This is a genomic window from Segatella baroniae B14 (assembly GCF_022024235.1).
Lineage (GTDB): Bacteria > Bacteroidota > Bacteroidia > Bacteroidales > Bacteroidaceae > Prevotella > Prevotella bryantii.
This window is the reverse complement of the sequence record NZ_CP091800.1, coordinates 71,134-87,500: the sequence shown is the minus strand read 5'-3', so window position 1 is coordinate 87,500 and position 16,367 is coordinate 71,134. Positions and strand designations below refer to the sequence as shown.

The following is a 16,367-nucleotide window of genomic DNA, read 5'->3' as shown; positions in this document are numbered from 1 at the left end:
CCAATAATCTATGTCCAGAAGTTGATACCATTACAGGATCTAATACTATATTCGTACAAGGATGATCTTTTAACCATACAGCCAACATGTTTACAACTTCTGCTGAATGTAGCATACCAATCTTAATTGCATTGATTTCGATATCTTCAGACACGCATTTTATCTGTTGATATATGATATCAGCAGGAATTGCTTGTACAGCTTGTACTCCTTGAGTATTTTGTATGGTAATGGCCGTTATAGCAGAAGTCGCATAACAGCCACAAGCTGAAATCGTTTTGATATCCGCCTGTATTCCGGCCCCCCTGAAGGGTCACTGCCAGCTATGGTTAAAACAGTTTGGTATTTCATGGATACAAAGGTACGTTTTTTTTGTGATATAAAGTGTAACTCGTGAGAGTTACACCTTATATTTTCTAACATACCTTATTGAACTTTGTAATCTTAATCGTTAGGATCGAGATAAATACCGATACCAATCTTTAAACCAACTTTAGAATAGTCACTATTTTTAAATGATGGGTTGTAATATACAGAAGGTTCGATAGTTACAGATTTGTTTATGAAGAAAGCATAACCAACTTCTGCACCTGGTTTGAAATCATCGAAGTGATTAGCATGTTCGTATGTTGCGTTAACACCCAAGAATAAACCGTTCTGGATAATATAATAACGTCCGCCAACACCAATGTTAAAGCTGTTAGCGCCTATTTCACTATCTCCGATATGCTGATAACCTATCTGTGCAAGAGCCATCAAGTTATCTCTGAAAAGGTAACCTGCTTTAGCTTCTACACCGAGTTTAAATTTGTCAGCGCCACTATAGCTCAAGTCGAGTCCTGTAAGTGAACCACCTACATAAAATTTTCCCTCCTCAAATTGTGCTTTAGCTACCATTACAGAAAGTAGCATCAGCGTCATACATAAAAACTTTTTCATTACTTATTCTTTTTTAGCTGATTCTATTTGTTGATACATGGAACAGATCATTTTGTCGAGTGTTGGTACCATACCCAGCATTTCCTCAGGTAAAAGATTACATTCGCCAAGTTTGTTGACCATGCATGAAGGTATTTTAGCAGCTTCTTCGCGCATAGCAAGTCCCTTCGGGGTAAGGAAAACGATTTGCTGTCGCTTGTCGCTTTCACTTCCACGTCGTGATACTAACTCAAGTTTCTCCATTCTTTTAATGAGTGGTGAAGTAGTATTGATACCCAACATTAAACGTTTGCCGATGTCATTAATCGGTTGTTCATCTTGTTCCCAAAGTACGAGCAAAACCAAGTACTGGGTATAAGTTATACCCAGTTTCTTGAGGTATGGCTCATATTCTTGTACAATCAATCGACTTGCCGTATAAAGGCGGAAGCATAATTGATTGCTTAATTTTAATGATTCATACTTATCCTCTTTAACCATATCTATGTCCTTTTTATACTTTTATATATTTATTCTTTTATTTATTGCGTGAATTACGAACTTAAACAGTGGAATTATCCTTTAGTTTGTAGATATCGATCAGCTTCGATAGCAGCTTTTGCACCAGCACCAGCAGCTACGATACCTTGGCGATAAATAGGGTCTGCGCAGTCACCTGCTGCAAATACGCCTTCGATATTAGTCTTAGGTGAATTACCTTGAGTAATAATGAATCCTTTTTCGTCCATATCGATAGCGCCTTTAAAGATTTCGGTGTTTGGGTTATGGCCAATTGCGAGAAAGAAACCATCGATAGGAAGATCATACTCTTTCTCGTCAGCTTCACCCTTACGATATACTAAATGTGCACCTTGAACACCATCGTCACCGAAAAGGCCAAGAGTATTTGTTTCGTAGAGAATTTCGATATTTTCTTTGTTAGATACGCGTTCCTTCATGATTTCTGTAGCACGAAGATAAGGCTTACGGACAATCATATACACTTTTTTGGCGAGTGAAGCCAAATACATAGCTTCTTCGCAAGCTGTATCACCACCACCTACTACTGCTACAGTACGTTTGCGATAAAAGAAACCATCGCACGTAGCGCAGGCAGAAACACCCTGACCACGATACTTCTCTTCATCAGGCAATCCAAGGTATTTAGCAGAAGCTCCAGTTGCAATAATACATGTATCAGCTGCGATAACATTACCACGATCGTCTGTAAACTGATATGGTTGACTGCTAAAATCAGCTTTTACAATAGCTCCGTCACGAATATCTGCACCGAAACGAGAAGCTTGATCGCGAAGATCCATCATCATCTGATTACCATCTACACCCTGTGGATAGCCTGGGAAATTCTCAACATCTGTTGTTGTTGTCAATTGGCCACCTGGTTGCATACCAGAATATAAAATTGGCTTTAGGTCTGCTCTACCAGCGTAAATAGCAGCTGTGTAACCAGCAGGACCGCTACCTATAATAATTGTTTTTGTTGCTTCCATAATTTTTTCTATTAAGTGTTTATATATATTTTGGTTGCAAATATACTATTTTTATTTTATTATCGCATGCGATGAAGCTTAATATTAACAGCTTTTATGAAACTTAGCATTAATCTTCTTGCCGATAGTTTTTGGCAAGTCCTCCGGCAGATGTTTCTTTGTAAAGCGAAGGAATGTCGTGACCCGTTTGTTTCATAACCTCAATAACTCGGTCAAATGATACGCGGTGTTTACCATCGCCCATCATGGCGTAGAGCTGTGAATCTAATGCACGACAAGCTGCGAAAGCATTGCGTTCGATACATGGTATCTGAACGAGTCCACAAACCGGGTCGCATGTCATGCCGAGGTGATGTTCGAGTCCCATTTCTGCAGCATACTCTATTTGGGATGGACTTCCTCCAAAAAGCTGACATCCAGCGGCTGAAGCCATAGCGCATGCTACGCCTACTTCTCCCTGGCAACCGACATCTGCGCCCGAAATACTAGCATTCTGCTTGACCACGTTACCAAATAAGCCCGCAGTGGCCAAAGCATGCAATATTTTCTCATCATTGAAACCGTGGTGCTTAGCCAAAAAATAAAGAACTCCTGGAACGACACCACAGGCTCCACAAGTGGGAGCTGTTACGATAGTACCTCCTGCTGCATTTTCCTCACTCACGGCTAGGGTATAGGCATAGACCAATGAACGGCTTTGAATGGATGATCGATAGCTTGTGGCCCTAATATAATAATTAGACGCTTTGCGCTGCAAATTAAGTGGACCAGGGAGTCTTCCTTCGGTATCAATACCTCTTTCTATAGAATCTTGCATAGCTTTCCACACTTCTGTAAGGTAATCCCAAATTTTAGGTCCTTCACATTGCTCTACATATTCCCAATAGGTGCACCCTGTACGTTCGCACCATTTTTTTATCTCTGAGATTGTACTGAGCGGATAAATCTGAGGGGTAAGAAAAGGATCTTTCGACCCCTTTCCTTCTGACAGAGCACCACCACCGATACTATAAACAATCCAAGGAGTTGTGGCATTATCGTTTTCGTCGAAGGCCTTAAACTCCATACCGTTAGGATGGATCGTAAGGAATATATCTGGACGCCAAATGATCTTAACCGGTGCAATCTCTTGAAGTATCTCTTCGATAGCCTGGTCGGTCATATGTCCTTTTCCGGTTGCAGCCAGTGAGCCATATAGAGTAACTTCAAATCGTCTAGCTTTAGGATAACGCTTGGCAAAAGCTTTTGCTGCACGTTGTGGCCCCATCGTGTGGGAAGAAGACGGACCTTTACCTATTCTAAATATTTCTTTGATGGATTCCATGTCTATGTTGTCCTATTCAATAATATATATGTGTAAAGTTACTCAAAAAGTTTGGTTCATTGGTAAAATTTATGATTATAATACGTGTTTTTTATTCTTTTTGCCAATATGGCGTACTAATTTGTCATTATGGCAGTGTTTTTATTGTGGAATAAGAATTGCAATAGGATTGTCGAGTTTGATACGCTATTTAAGCGAAACTCACATAAATAACGATAATAATAAAAATAAATAGGAGGAGAAAAATGATGTTTCCAGTAAATGCATATAATTGGTTAGATAGTGCTTATGATGCTATGGTAGAAAATGAAAAACGTATACAGCATCGTGCACAACAGCGTCGCAATTCTGTTGCACCTGTTAATGTGATTGCAAATCATCAGGGGTACGAGATGAAAATGGCTGTACCAGGTTTTTCAAAGGATGATTTTGATATTACTTTGACAGAAGAAGGCAATTTGCGTATCAAATCTGTCAAGAATTTCAAAGCTCATGAGAAAGAGCATTATTTGCGCCGCGAGTTTGGTTCTGGCAACTTTGAACAAACTTACGCCCTGCCAGAAGATGTTGATACCGAAAAAATCACAGCTCGTGTAGCTGATGGTATTTTGAGCGTGTCTCTGCCAAGAGCTCAACATCAGCAGGTAAATCGTGTCATTGATGTAGCTTAATAAGGCTTTGTTGATGAAAATTTTTACAGGAAATTAATTCATTCGTGATAAGTTTTGGTTTATATTGTTAGGTTAGTGTTATTATAAGAATAGGTTAATATTATCAGATTAGGTTAATAATAGTAATTACGTTTTTCATAAGGTATGAATTGATGAGTATGTTAGTGATTGGATAATAATCATGTTAGATTAAATGTTTATTCATGCGATAAGGGGACTTAGGAAGAGCGATTCCGGAGTCCCCTTATTTTTTGATAAATAGCTTTGTATTTTGTCCCTTTTTTTGTATTCTTGTATGAAAGTGTTATTTTTGTAAAATAATAATAAATATAGAGTACATTTTAATCTAATCTTATGATGAGAAACAAATTATTCTCGCTTGTTTTTCTAGCAACTACCAGTTTGGTTTTTTCGTCTGCTCATGCTCAAGACCGTACCTCGTTGGCAGGGCATTGGCATTCTACGCTAGGTACTGTAAAGTTGCCCGGCTCGCTATTAACTAATCGTTTGGGGGATGACGTGGATGTTCATACCCGTTGGACAGGTTCCCTTTACGATTCAAGTTTCTATTTTAATCCATACATGGAGAAATATCGCCATCGTGGACAGATGAAATTTCCTTTCTTTCTTACTCCTGATAAGCACTATGTTGGAAATATTACTTATAGTAAATCTGTTTTTATACCGAAAAGTTGGAAACGGAAAAAGGTGATACTTGTTTTGGAGCGTCCTCATATAGAGACGACCTTACAGGTAAACGGACAAAAGGTGGGGCATGAAATGTCGCTCTCTGTACCGCATCGTTATGATATAACTAATATAGTGAAGTTTGGAGCAGAGAATCAGTTGGATATTGATGTCTATAATGGTATAGAAAATGTATGTGTAGGGCAAGATTCTCACTCCGTAACCGACCAGACACAAGGAAACTGGAACGGTATCGCCGGTGATATGTATCTGATGACGATGCCGAAGAAAGCTGAGATATATAGTTCTGAACGTCCTCTTCGTATTCGTGTAGATGCAGATATTCATACTGGTCATGTGAAGATAGCTGTTAACGAATTGACCTATCAGTTGCATATTGATCATCCACAGCTTTGGAGCGAGTTTACTCCAAAATTATATACTCATACTGTAGATTACCATGGTATGCAGATACCTGTGAAGTTCGGTTTTCGTCAGATTACTATCCAAGGTAGACAGTTTTACCTGAACGGCAATCCTATTTGGATACGTGGAACGGTAGAAAATTGTAATTTTCCACTTACCGGATATCCTCCAACTGATGTGGAATCTTGGATGACGATATTTAAGAAGTGCAAAGAATATGGTCTTAATATGATGCGCTTCCATAGTTATTGTCCTCCAGAGGCAGCTTTTATAGCAGCAGACAGTGTCGGTTTCTATTTACAGCCGGAGGGACCATCATGGCCAAATCATGGTGTGAAGTTACGTCGCAAAATGGCTATCGATCAGTATTTGATGGAAGAAACGAAGCGTATTATCGATGAATACGGTAATCATCCAAGTTTTGTCATGATGGCTGCAGGGAACGAGCCGGCTGGCGACTGGGTTAGCTGGTGTAATGATTGGGTTGATAGTATGAAGGTGTACGATAATCGTCGTGTATACTGTGGAGCCAGTGTCGGAGGCGGTTGGGCATGGGATAACCGAAGCGAGTATCATGTGAAAGGAGGAGCTCGAGGACTCAATTGGGACAAAAAAAGACCTCAGAGTGAAGATGATTATTATCAGGATATTCTGTACCCTCGTAACTTCAAGCCAACTACAGAACATCCGGAGAATACAGAACCTTACGTGTCACATGAACAGGGACAATGGTGTGTGTTCCCTGATCTGAAAGAACGTTCTCAATATGTTGGTGTCTATAAAGCTAAGAACTTTGATATCTTCGAAGATCTGTTACGTGATCATGGTATGGGTAACATGGCAGAGAAATTCTTGCATAGCAGTGGTAAGCTACAGACGCTGGCGTATAAATACGAATTGGAACGTAATCTAAGAACGAAGGATTATGCTGGTTTTCAACTGTTGGGTCTCAATGACTATAGTGGTCAGGGTACAGCTTTGGTTGGTCCACTGAATGTTTTCTGGCGCGAAAAAGGTTATGTTGACGGTAAAACTTGGCGACAGTTCTGTTCTTCTGTAGTTCCACTTGCTAAATTCCCTAAATTTATATATACTAATGCTGAAACATTACAGGTGCCTGTAGAACTCTACAATGCGTCGGGTAAGGCTATCGAGCATGCTAGAAGCACTTATACGATATATCAGGGAGAAGAAATCGTTAGTCAGGGTGAACTTTCTAAGGTTAAGACATGGCCACAAGGAAAAAATATCGAATTAGGTCGTATCAACTACGATCTGTCTGACGTGAAGGGTCCTGCTCAACTTACCCTCAAGGTAGATATTGATGGCCATGAGAACCAGTGGGATTTTTGGGTGTATCCTGAACAGGTAGATATGAAGGTTCCCAAGGATATCCACATTACGGATACGCTTGATGCTCAAGCCGAAAAGATACTGGCTAAGGGTGGTAAAGTCTTGTTGTTGGCAGCAGGTAAAATAAAATATGGTAGTGATATAAAACAAACCTATCTTCCTGTATTCTGGAATACAAGTTGGTTTAAGATGCGTCCGCCTCATACCACGGGAGCTTATATCGATACCAAGCACCCTCTTTTTGCTTATTTCCCAAGTGATGATTGGACAAATTTAAATTGGTGGGAACTGGTTAACCGTGCGCAGGTGATGAATTTCTCTGAATTACCAAAAGATTATCAAAGTCCGATACAACCTATTGATACCTGGCATATTAGTCGTAAGTTGGGTATGATGATAGAAGCACAGATAGGGAAAGGTCGTCTTCTGATGACAACAATGGACCTTCAGAATGATCTTGATCATCGCATCGTAGCGCGACAGATGCGTAAAGCGATACTCGACTATATGCATGGTGACAAGTTTAACCCTTCGATGCAGTTGAGTTGCGATGATATTCATTATTTTTACACCCATCAGTCTACAACGGTAAATATGTATACCCATGACTCACCTGATGAATTAAAGCCGAAAATTAAGTAAAGTAACATGAGTTTAGGGAAGTATGCAATAGGCGTACTTCCCTATAATTTTGACAGAAAACCGTCTCAAAATTGACTGATTTTTATTTTTTTGACAGAAAAACGAGTCTACGTAAACGTTTACGCATATTTTTTTGTCTTTTTTTGTTTGATTTACTTGGAACATATTAAAAAATAAATTATATTTGCATAGTTATATAAAAAATGTAGGCTTGTGAAGCCTACTCATTTTAGCGATAAGAATTATAAAAAACTTTAACTATTTAATTTTCAAAATTATGAGAACTTTTGCGGATATATCTGTTCTAATTGTATCGCTTTACTGTGTTACAGTATTGGTTAAGTATACATTGGGTTCTATGGGTATTATTCTAAAGGACAAAGATGCAAAGAAAATTTTACTTAACGCAGGTATAATCATTGCTGGTATTGTAATTACAGCCCTTGTGGTGTTTACAGACAAATTTTCAGCTGTACAGGAATTAGTTGCCTCTCTATGAGGTGGGGCTAAGTAATATGTTCTAGTTAGGAAAAATATTATTTCATACCAAAGATATTTAAAGTCTGCAATCCTATATGGATTGCAGACTTTTTTTGTTTTTGTAGACATAAAAAACCAGCATATACACTTATATGCTGGATAACCATTGTGCAGTTTTTAAAAACTAATTTAACGTATAATGTATCTGTTTTAAATCTTCTTTTTTCGAACTGTTACCATAAAAGATGGTATATTTACCGGGTATTACCCGCATAGTATTGGTAGACGCGTCCCAGCATTCAAACTGATTTCGGTTTAGTTTGAGAATAGCCTTTTTTGTTTCCCCAGCTTTCAGTGTGATATGAGCAAAAGACCTCAGTGTTTTAGATGGTCCTTCTACGTCATCATCTCTGCGGAGATATACTTGAACTAGTTCTGTGCCCTCCCGTTTCCCCGTATTGGTTACCGGAATCTGAAGAGTTATGCTATTGTTCGTAAGTGTTTGCAGTTTAGCTGTTCCTATTTCGAACGAAGTATAGCTCAAACCATATCCGAAGGGATAGAGAGCATCTTCAAAATACCGATATGTACGGTTCTTCATAGAATAATCCTCAAAATCAGGTAACTGTTGGGTACTCTTATAGAAGGTTACCGGTAGTTTTCCCATAGGATTTACCTTACCCATAAGTATATCGGCAACAGCCGTACCTCCTTCTTGCCCAGGATACCACGCCTGAATAATAGCCTGACAACGCTGTGCTTCAGGTGTTAGAGCGATAGCAGAACCAGAGCAGTTTACTAAAATAATCTGTTTACCTGCTTCAGCTAAAGCTTTGATAAAGTCTCTCTGTACTTGTGGCATTTCAATATCAGTGCGATCTCCACCTTTAAATCCAGGAATATTCACCGGCATCTCTTCACCTTCCAGTGAAGGAGCAATACCACCCACAAAGATGACCTTATCTATACCCTTGAGTTGAGCGATATTAGCAGCATAATCGACAGGATGTTCTTCACCGATATTAATCTTAAGATTAGCCCCCCAGGTTTTTACGTAGGTAAAACGTACCTCTATCAAATACTGTTCGCCACTTTTTACCTGTAGCGGTGTGCGGGTAGGTGTAGTACGCCAAGTATGGAATTTTTGCATTTCTTTGCCATTTACATAGAGAGCGAAATCTCCGCAACCTTCTACGTTGATGACGACTTCACCATTTTTTTGAGGAGTGAAAGTAGTTTCGTATTTTGCAGAAAAGTCTTCTACTTTTACACCTGGGGCAAAATTGTGCATACCTGCTGTCGTTACAGCCAAAGGGGCATTATAATACTGAGTGGTTACAGGTTTGCCACTCATCTTAGTATTATTCCAAAAAGTACCCTTCAAACCGGTCTTATTTGCTACTTTACATTGATTGAACAGTGGTTTAACGACCATTTTATCTGTTAAGTCGCAGGCAGGAAGATATACTACATTTTTATATTGCTTGCGAATACCTTCGAGAATCGATACTGTATGGTTAGGTGTACCATTATAGTTGCCCCACATCATCGGTTTATTATCTGCATTTGGACCAATAACGGCGATACGTTCATTTTTTTTGAGTTGTAATGGCAAGATATTTCCCTTGTTCTGAAGTAATACAATACTCTGTCGTGCCATGTCGAGAGCCAGTTGTGCATGAGCTTTGCATGACATGATGGAATAAGGTATCTTACTCCATTCCACAAGTTTAGAATCATCCATTTCGCCTAAATCGAAACGTCCTTCAAGTAGTCTTATGACATGTTTGTCGATTTCTTCTTCTGTGAGAAGGCCTCGTTTTACCGCTTCAGGTATTTTTGCATAGGTATAGCCATAGCCACATTCCACATCTGTACCTGCAAGTGTAGCTTGTCGTGAAGCATGTACAGCATCACTTGATGTCTTATGACTCTGCCAAATATCACTTACAGCACCGCAGTCGCTTACGACGAGATATTTGAAACCCCATTCTTCGCGGAGAATTTGTTGTAGCAAACGATTATTACTACAGCATGGTTCGTCATCGAGACGCTGATAGGCACACATTACCTCACGCACATGACCATCCTGTACTGTGGACTGGAAAGCAGGTAGATAGGTTTCATAGAGATCGCGTGGCGAGATGTTATTTAGGTTGGCTGTATGGCGAGTAGATTCTGGGCCACTATGTACGGCAAAGTGCTTGGCACAGGCCCACAGTTTTCGATATTTACTGCTTTCAGGTCCCTGCAACCCTTCGACTACGGCACATCCCATAACCGAAGTGAGATAAGGGTCCTCACCGTATGTCTCTTGTCCACGTCCCCATCTCGGGTCTCTAAAGATATTTACGTTTGGTGTCCAAACAGAGAGGCTATGAAATTTTTCATCTTCTCCACCATTATCCATACGATGATGATATTGTGCACGCATCTCATCGCTTGCAGCAGAAAAAACAGATTTGAGCAAAGTGGGATTAAAGGATGAGGCCATAGCTATGGGTTCTGGAAAATTGGTTACATTGCCCATATTGGCAGCACCATGTAATGCTTCGCTCCACCAGAAAAATTTTTTAATGCCAAGTCTTGGTATTGCAGGTGATTCATCCTGCATAAGTAAAGCCTTTTCTTCTAAGGTAAGTCTATGGCAGAGATCTATGGCTCTTTCGTAGGCTGAAAGATTTGGATTCTGATAAGGTAATAGAGTTGAAGTCTTGTCCGATGTTCTGCTTGTAGTATGGGTATTTTGAGCAGACTTTTCAGCAGCGCAGATGAGTGAGTATGTAGCTGTAGAGGGTAAAGTTAATATTGCCACAACAGCGTATTTTGTGAATAGTTTCATAATAGGTTAGGTTGTTAGAATTTCTTTCCAGTGGCAAATATACGTAAAATATGTTCTGGCGACTTTGCTTTATGTTTCAAAAACTTTATATTATGTATTAATAGTCGTTGGTAAACTTTTTTTGATCAGATTATTGTCCTATCAATCGGAACAAAAAAACATATCGGGGACAATGTGCATTGCTGCGCATTGTCCCCGATGATGATTTAGAATATTATCTTATTTCGTCACGATTTTCTTGCCGTCGACGATGAATACACCCTTTGTAGGCTTGATTACGCGGCGTCCACTCAGGTCGTAGTATTTTTCACTGTTGATGACATCAGTATTCACGGTGCTTATGCCTGTGGCTTCACCCTCAAATACGATGCTAAGGATACGGGCATGGTAAGGTGAAGTTGGTATCAATTCGATCCAGCACTTACCAGCAGCCAGTGTACCGGCATCCTTCACCCACGTAAAGTTCTTGCCATTGTGAAGTATGTAATGATCAGCATTCTGTATGTCTACGTTGGTGAATGTTTTGTCCACGAGTGTACCCTTGAAGTGTTCGTTATCATAGCTCAACTCATCGGCATCGTTGCTGCTAATGACGATTTTCACCACAACTTCCTCATCATTGTCATTATAGATGAGATACGGCATCTCTGCAGGTACCACGTTAATTGAGGATGTCAATTCAACCTGTTTGTTGCTTACGTTTTTTATCGAATAGATTGATACACCATTTATAGGTTCCTCTATTTGACGTTTGTCGGCATCCATGCGAGCCACGTAGCTCTTGGCAGGAATAGTAATGGTAATGCGTTTAAGGGCAACGTCTTCCTTGGCAGCGTTTACGGCATCTATAAGTGTGGTTGTAGCGTTCTCAATCTCCGTCTGTGTAGCATTGACATTGTCTTGTACTGCCTTGGCAGTGTTGATGGCCTCCAAGAGTATTGCGGCTGCATCAGGATTACTTTCTTTAATGCTGTTGAAGTATGAGTCAGCCTCTGTGATGGCTGTGTTCAGAGCCGTTAAGATGGTAATCATGCTCATGTCAGGCATGACAGGCTTGATATAGTCGTATTGTACCAATCCAATCTTGGCTATTTTCTGGTTGACCTTTGTACCGTTGTTATCAACTTGGATCACAGCCATATTGTTGAAGGTAACCTCTCCGCCAATGGCCGGGAAGTTCTCTGCAGTATTTGCATCAATCATACCTCCAGTCATCCAGAACCCTTCAGTATCCGTATTTGTTACAGTGTTATAGACACCACCTCCCTGTCCGTTAGCATGGTTTCCTGTGATTTCACCACCATAAATAGTCAGTGTACCGTTGTTGAGTATAGCACCTCCGTTACCAGTGGTATTACCGCCGGTAATTTTTCCGTTACCTTCGTTGTTGTCCATGATGGCGAGTGTACCGTTGTTGATGATGACGCTACCATCAGCGACAGGGGTTGTCAGCGCACGGCTAATTGTAAATCCGTTTAGTTCGAGCACGACCGTCTTGCCTGTAGAAATGTTCAGCGCAGCATCCGTAGCTTCAGCCGTGATATTCTGTGAGAGCTTGACGATGCTACTGTTGTTCAGTGCAGCCTGTAGCTCACTCCAACTTGTAATTTCTCCGCCTTCCTTGCTCATGCTGATTCCCGCGTTTTCACTGTTGAGTTCGGTAATCTCGCCATTCTTCATGGTGACGTGCAAAGTTTCAGAAGTCATACCCGTTTCAGCAGGAAGAGCAACATTGAGCGTGTAGGAATATGATCCGTCTCCGTTATCTACTTTAGAAGCCGTTATAATGTCTCCAAACGGAACGTCAATCGCATATGTTCCACCCATAAAGGTAGCCTTGAACTCGTTTGGTTCGGTACCTTTGCTATAGCTGATGACACCCGTCTGAGTACCATAACCTGTCCATACATCGTCGCCAATGGCATTGTAAAGTTCCGTTAAGATGGCAAACTTGTTCATGTCAGGCATGACAGGTTTAACATAGTTGTATTGTGCCATTCCCGCCTTGGCCGTCTTCACACTGACCGTTGTACCATTGTTATCAACTTGGATCACAGCCATATTGTTGAAGGTAACCTCTCCGCCAATGGCCGGGAAGTTCTCTGCAGTATTTGCATCAATTATACCTCCAGTCATCCAAAACCCTTCAGTATCCGTGTTTGTTACAGTGTTATAGACACCACCTCCCAGTCCGTTAGCATGGTTTCCTGTGATTTCACCACCATAAATAGTCAGTGTACCGTTGTTGAGTATAGCACCTCCGTTACCAGTGGTATTACCGCCGGTAATTTTTCCGTTACCTTCGTTGTTGTCCATGATGGCGAGTGTACCGTTGTTGATGATGACGCTACCATCAGCGACAGGGGTTGTCAGCGCACGGCTAATTGTAAATCCGTTTAGTTCGAGCACGACCGTCTTGCCTGTAGAAATGTTCAGCGCAGCATCCGTAGCTTCAGCCGTGATATTCTGTGAGAGCTTGACGATGCTACTGTTGTTCAGTGCAGCCTGTAGCTCACTCCAACTTGTAATTTCTCCGCCTTCCTTGCTCATGCTGATTCCCGCGTTTTCACTGTTGAGTTCGGTAATCTCGCCATTCTTCATGGTGACGTGCAAAGTTTCAGAAGTCATACCCGTTTCAGCAGGAAGAGCGACATTGAGCGTGTAGGAATATGATCCGTCTCCGTTATCTACTTTAGAAGCCGTTATAATGTCTCCAAACGGAACGTCAATCGCATATGTTCCACCCATAAAGGTAGCCTTGAACTCGTTTGGTTCGGTACCTTTGCTATAGCTGATGACACCCGTCTGAGTACCATAACCTGTCCATACATCGTCGCCAATGGCATTGTAAAGTTCCGTTAAGATGGCAAACTTGTTCATGTCAGGCATGACAGGTTTAACATAGTTGTATTGTGCCATTCCCGCCTTGGCCGTCTTCACACTGACCGTTGTACCATTGTTATCAACTTGGATCACAGCCATATTGTTGAAGGTAACCTCTCCGCCAATGGCCGGGAAGTTCTCTGCAGTATTTGCATCAATTATACCTCCAGTCATCCAAAACCCTTCAGTATCCGTGTTTGTTACAGTGTTATAGACACCACCTCCCAGTCCGTTAGCATGGTTTCCTGTGATTTCACCACCATAAATAGTCAGTGTACCGTTGTTGAGTATAGCACCTCCGTTACCAGTGGTATTACCGCCGGTAATTTTTCCGTTACCTTCGTTGTTGTCCATAATGGCGAGTGTACCGTTGTTGATGATGACGCTACCATCAGCGACAGGGGTTGTCAGCGCACGGCTAATTGTAAATCCGTTTAGTTCGAGCACGACGGTCTTGCCTGTAGAAATGTTCAGCGCAGCATCCGTAGCTTCAGCCGTGATATTCTGTGAGAGCTTGACGATGCTACTGTTGTTCAGTGCAGCCTGTAGCTCACTCCAACTTGTAATTTCTCCGCCTTCCTTGCTCATGCTGATTCCCGCGTTTTCACTGTTGAGTTCGGTAATCTCGCCATTCTTCATGGTGACGTGCAAAGTTTCAGAAGTCATACCCGTTTCAGCAGGAAGAGCGACATTGAGCGTGTAGGAATATGATCCGTCTCCGTTATCTACTTTAGAAGCCGATATAATGTCGTCAAATGGAACGTCAATCGCATATGTTCCACCCATAAAGGTAGCCTTGAACTCGTTCGGATCATTACCTCTGCTATAGCTGATGACACCCGTCTGTGTACCGTAGCCTGTCCATACATCGTCGCCAATGGCATTGTAAAGATCCAGTATAATATAGTAATCCGGCCTTAGTATAGTAAATGATGAGCTAGCCGTTCCGCTGTAGTTAGAACCTTCAACAGCTGTGACCTTAACGGATGCAGTGCCTAGGTTTACGTTGTTTTCATAAGTCACAGTGTAGTCAATACCAGGGTTTAGCGTAGTCTCGCCATCCTTGACAGTAATAACGGGCGAAATAGCTTCGCCAGTATAAGTTTGCCCAGCAATAGGCTGAATCCAGGCATCCTGCAGATTTTTGGCATAGGTTACAGTCACCAGCACATTAGCATCGGGCATGGTGAAAGTCCATGAACCATCCGTCTGTTTAGTTGTGATGATTTCGTCCTGCAAGCCAGGCGCGTACTGGGCTTTTGCATTGGCCGCACTCCAAGAGGTATAGGCGCGAACGGTAACCTCCTTCGCAGAATAACCGTCATTCGGAGTAACGCGAATGTTCACCACGTCATCTTTATAAGCCTCTGTAACAGTTGACATTCCTACAGAGAATGTCACCACACCATGTTCGCTACTGGCGTCTGATAAGGTGATGTTATAAGGTTCATTGTCCGTGAATAAGATGTTGTCTAAATCAGAGTAATCAAGTGATGCTTTTCCTTTGTCATAAGTGTTCAGTTTACCAGAAGGCAGAATAGTTACCCCGGTACAGCCGGCAATGATGGATATCGAAGGAGCATTATAGACCCCGATGTCGCTGATTCCGGTATTCGTACCATATTTGTTTCCTGAGAATGAACAGTTTACGAGATGGACTTGGTTTCCACCATTGATACCTATCGCACCGCCATAATTAGCTGACGATGAGGTTGTGTAATTGTTGGTAAACGTACAGTTGCACATATAAAGGCTACCCCGATAGTTGTTGATAGCTCCACCAATTTCACTCGAATAGTTTCCGCTAAAAGTTGTTTTGTCGGCATAAAGGTAAGCACCGTATCCATTTTCAATAGCACCGCCTCCTTGATTTCCTCCGTCAGTATGGTTATTGCTCACGGTGCATTCATCAAGCACCAATGTTCCATAATTACGGAAGGCACCACCACCTGCGTTGAGGTCAAAGTTCTCGATTGTAACATTTTTCAAGGCAAGTACAGCCGACGAATTAATATAAAACGCCCTGTTGCCAGAACCGGAGAGTGTTTTTCCATTACCATCGATGATCACTTTTTTCCCGTCGTCAATGGTTAGCATTTCAGTACAAGTAATGTCGCTTGTGAGTCTCACATGGTTACCTGCACTCAAAGCGGTTTTTAAATTTTGAAAGGTAGAGACGTCTGTATACGTCTGTGCCCATGCCCCTGTTCCTGCCGCTATGACAGCAAAGAGGAAAAGAAGTATTGTCTTTTTCATAAGCATTTATATAGATGTATGATGTTATTCGAATAATTTATTTTGATACTAGAAATGTATATATTTCTTAGATATAGTTATTAAACACAGATAACAGATTGGAAATGATGTTTGTTGCCGTGCTTGTATGTGAACTTTTAGCAGTTTTTATGGTATAAATATATATAGTTTTCTTTAATTTACAATAAAATTTACTGAGTTTAACATTATTTTTTAACATCTCAGCTAGAAAAAGGATTCTTTAGCTAGGAATTCAGTTCTATAAGTTTGAAATAAAATTTTATTTTATAATTTCACAGCATGTAGTCATGCGGTGAAATTTCTAAGATACAGTATTAGAGTAATATAGAATTTCCCATAAAAAAGGTTGGTCC

At 41.0% G+C, this 16,367-nt stretch carries 10 protein-coding genes (1 of these 10 running past the window's edge); 3 read left to right on the top strand and 7 right to left on the bottom strand.

Annotation, left to right across the window (positions count from 1 at the left end; translation table 11 throughout):
* From thiD to L6469_RS10640, 5 genes are all read right to left on the bottom strand, one after another.
* On the bottom strand, nucleotides 1-274 hold the 5' portion of the coding sequence (gene thiD / locus L6469_RS10660) for a bifunctional hydroxymethylpyrimidine kinase/phosphomethylpyrimidine kinase (RefSeq protein WP_317208614.1). 470 nt of this gene lie to the left of the window's left edge; the window shows 274 of its 744 coding nt (coding positions 1-274); its start codon is at nucleotides 272-274; its stop codon lies off the left edge, out of view.
* A 170-nt stretch (nucleotides 275-444) separates the two neighbouring features.
* Nucleotides 445-939, bottom strand: coding sequence for an outer membrane beta-barrel protein (locus tag L6469_RS10655; protein ID WP_006281638.1), 495 nt, complete (start codon nucleotides 937-939; stop codon nucleotides 445-447).
* Nucleotides 940-942: 3 nt separating this feature from the next.
* On the bottom strand, nucleotides 943-1,419 hold the full coding sequence (locus L6469_RS10650; RefSeq protein WP_006281637.1) for a MarR family winged helix-turn-helix transcriptional regulator: 477 nt from the start codon (nucleotides 1,417-1,419) through the stop codon (nucleotides 943-945).
* A gap of 74 nt (nucleotides 1,420-1,493) precedes the next feature.
* A complete protein-coding gene (gene trxB, locus L6469_RS10645; protein WP_006281636.1) occupies nucleotides 1,494-2,429 on the bottom strand; it encodes a thioredoxin-disulfide reductase in 936 nt (311 codons plus the stop codon).
* Between the two features lie 109 nt (nucleotides 2,430-2,538).
* Nucleotides 2,539-3,753, bottom strand: coding sequence for an L-serine ammonia-lyase (locus L6469_RS10640; protein ID WP_074803331.1), 1,215 nt, complete (start codon nucleotides 3,751-3,753; stop codon nucleotides 2,539-2,541).
* Between the two features lie 245 nt (nucleotides 3,754-3,998).
* Between L6469_RS10640 and L6469_RS10635 the strand changes: the two genes are divergently transcribed.
* From L6469_RS10635 to L6469_RS10625, 3 genes are all read left to right on the top strand, one after another.
* Nucleotides 3,999-4,424, top strand: a complete 426-nt coding sequence (locus L6469_RS10635) for an Hsp20/alpha crystallin family protein (RefSeq protein WP_027453825.1) — start codon at nucleotides 3,999-4,001, stop codon at nucleotides 4,422-4,424.
* A gap of 354 nt (nucleotides 4,425-4,778) precedes the next feature.
* The gene (locus L6469_RS10630) at nucleotides 4,779-7,532 is read left to right on the top strand and encodes a sugar-binding domain-containing protein (RefSeq protein WP_006281632.1); all 2,754 of its coding nucleotides are present in this window, start codon (nucleotides 4,779-4,781) and stop codon (nucleotides 7,530-7,532) included.
* Nucleotides 7,533-7,809: 277 nt separating this feature from the next.
* The gene (locus tag L6469_RS10625) at nucleotides 7,810-8,031 is read left to right on the top strand and encodes a hypothetical protein (protein WP_039869728.1); all 222 of its coding nucleotides are present in this window, start codon (nucleotides 7,810-7,812) and stop codon (nucleotides 8,029-8,031) included.
* Nucleotides 8,032-8,196: 165 nt separating this feature from the next.
* Here the strand turns inward: L6469_RS10625 and xyl3A are convergent, their stop codons facing one another.
* Both xyl3A and L6469_RS10615 read right to left on the bottom strand, forming a co-directional pair.
* Complete coding sequence (xyl3A, locus tag L6469_RS10620) at nucleotides 8,197-10,854, bottom strand: xylan 1,4-beta-xylosidase (protein ID WP_006281630.1); 2,658 nt, start codon at nucleotides 10,852-10,854, stop codon at nucleotides 8,197-8,199.
* A gap of 219 nt (nucleotides 10,855-11,073) precedes the next feature.
* Nucleotides 11,074-15,993, bottom strand: a complete 4,920-nt coding sequence (locus L6469_RS10615; protein WP_223918736.1) for a beta strand repeat-containing protein — start codon at nucleotides 15,991-15,993, stop codon at nucleotides 11,074-11,076.
* Nucleotides 15,994-16,367 lie beyond the last annotated feature (374 nt).

Bases quoted from the DNA above. Each gene is read 5' to 3' on its own strand.
- trxB (WP_006281636.1), bottom strand. From the start codon at position 2,429: ATGGAAGCAACAAAAACAATTATTATAGGTAGCGGTCCTGCTGGTTAC.
- L6469_RS10650 (WP_006281637.1), bottom strand. From the start codon at position 1,419: ATGGTTAAAGAGGATAAGTATGAATCATTAAAATTAAGCAATCAATTA.
- L6469_RS10655 (WP_006281638.1), bottom strand. From the start codon at position 939: ATGAAAAAGTTTTTATGTATGACGCTGATGCTACTTTCTGTAATGGTA.
- L6469_RS10635 (WP_027453825.1), top strand. From the start codon at position 3,999: ATGATGTTTCCAGTAAATGCATATAATTGGTTAGATAGTGCTTATGAT.
- L6469_RS10640 (WP_074803331.1), bottom strand. From the start codon at position 3,753: ATGGAATCCATCAAAGAAATATTTAGAATAGGTAAAGGTCCGTCTTCT.
- L6469_RS10630 (WP_006281632.1), top strand. From the start codon at position 4,779: ATGATGAGAAACAAATTATTCTCGCTTGTTTTTCTAGCAACTACCAGT.
- xyl3A (WP_006281630.1), bottom strand. From the start codon at position 10,854: ATGAAACTATTCACAAAATACGCTGTTGTGGCAATATTAACTTTACCC.
- L6469_RS10615 (WP_223918736.1), bottom strand. From the start codon at position 15,993: ATGAAAAAGACAATACTTCTTTTCCTCTTTGCTGTCATAGCGGCAGGA.
- L6469_RS10625 (WP_039869728.1), top strand. From the start codon at position 7,810: ATGAGAACTTTTGCGGATATATCTGTTCTAATTGTATCGCTTTACTGT.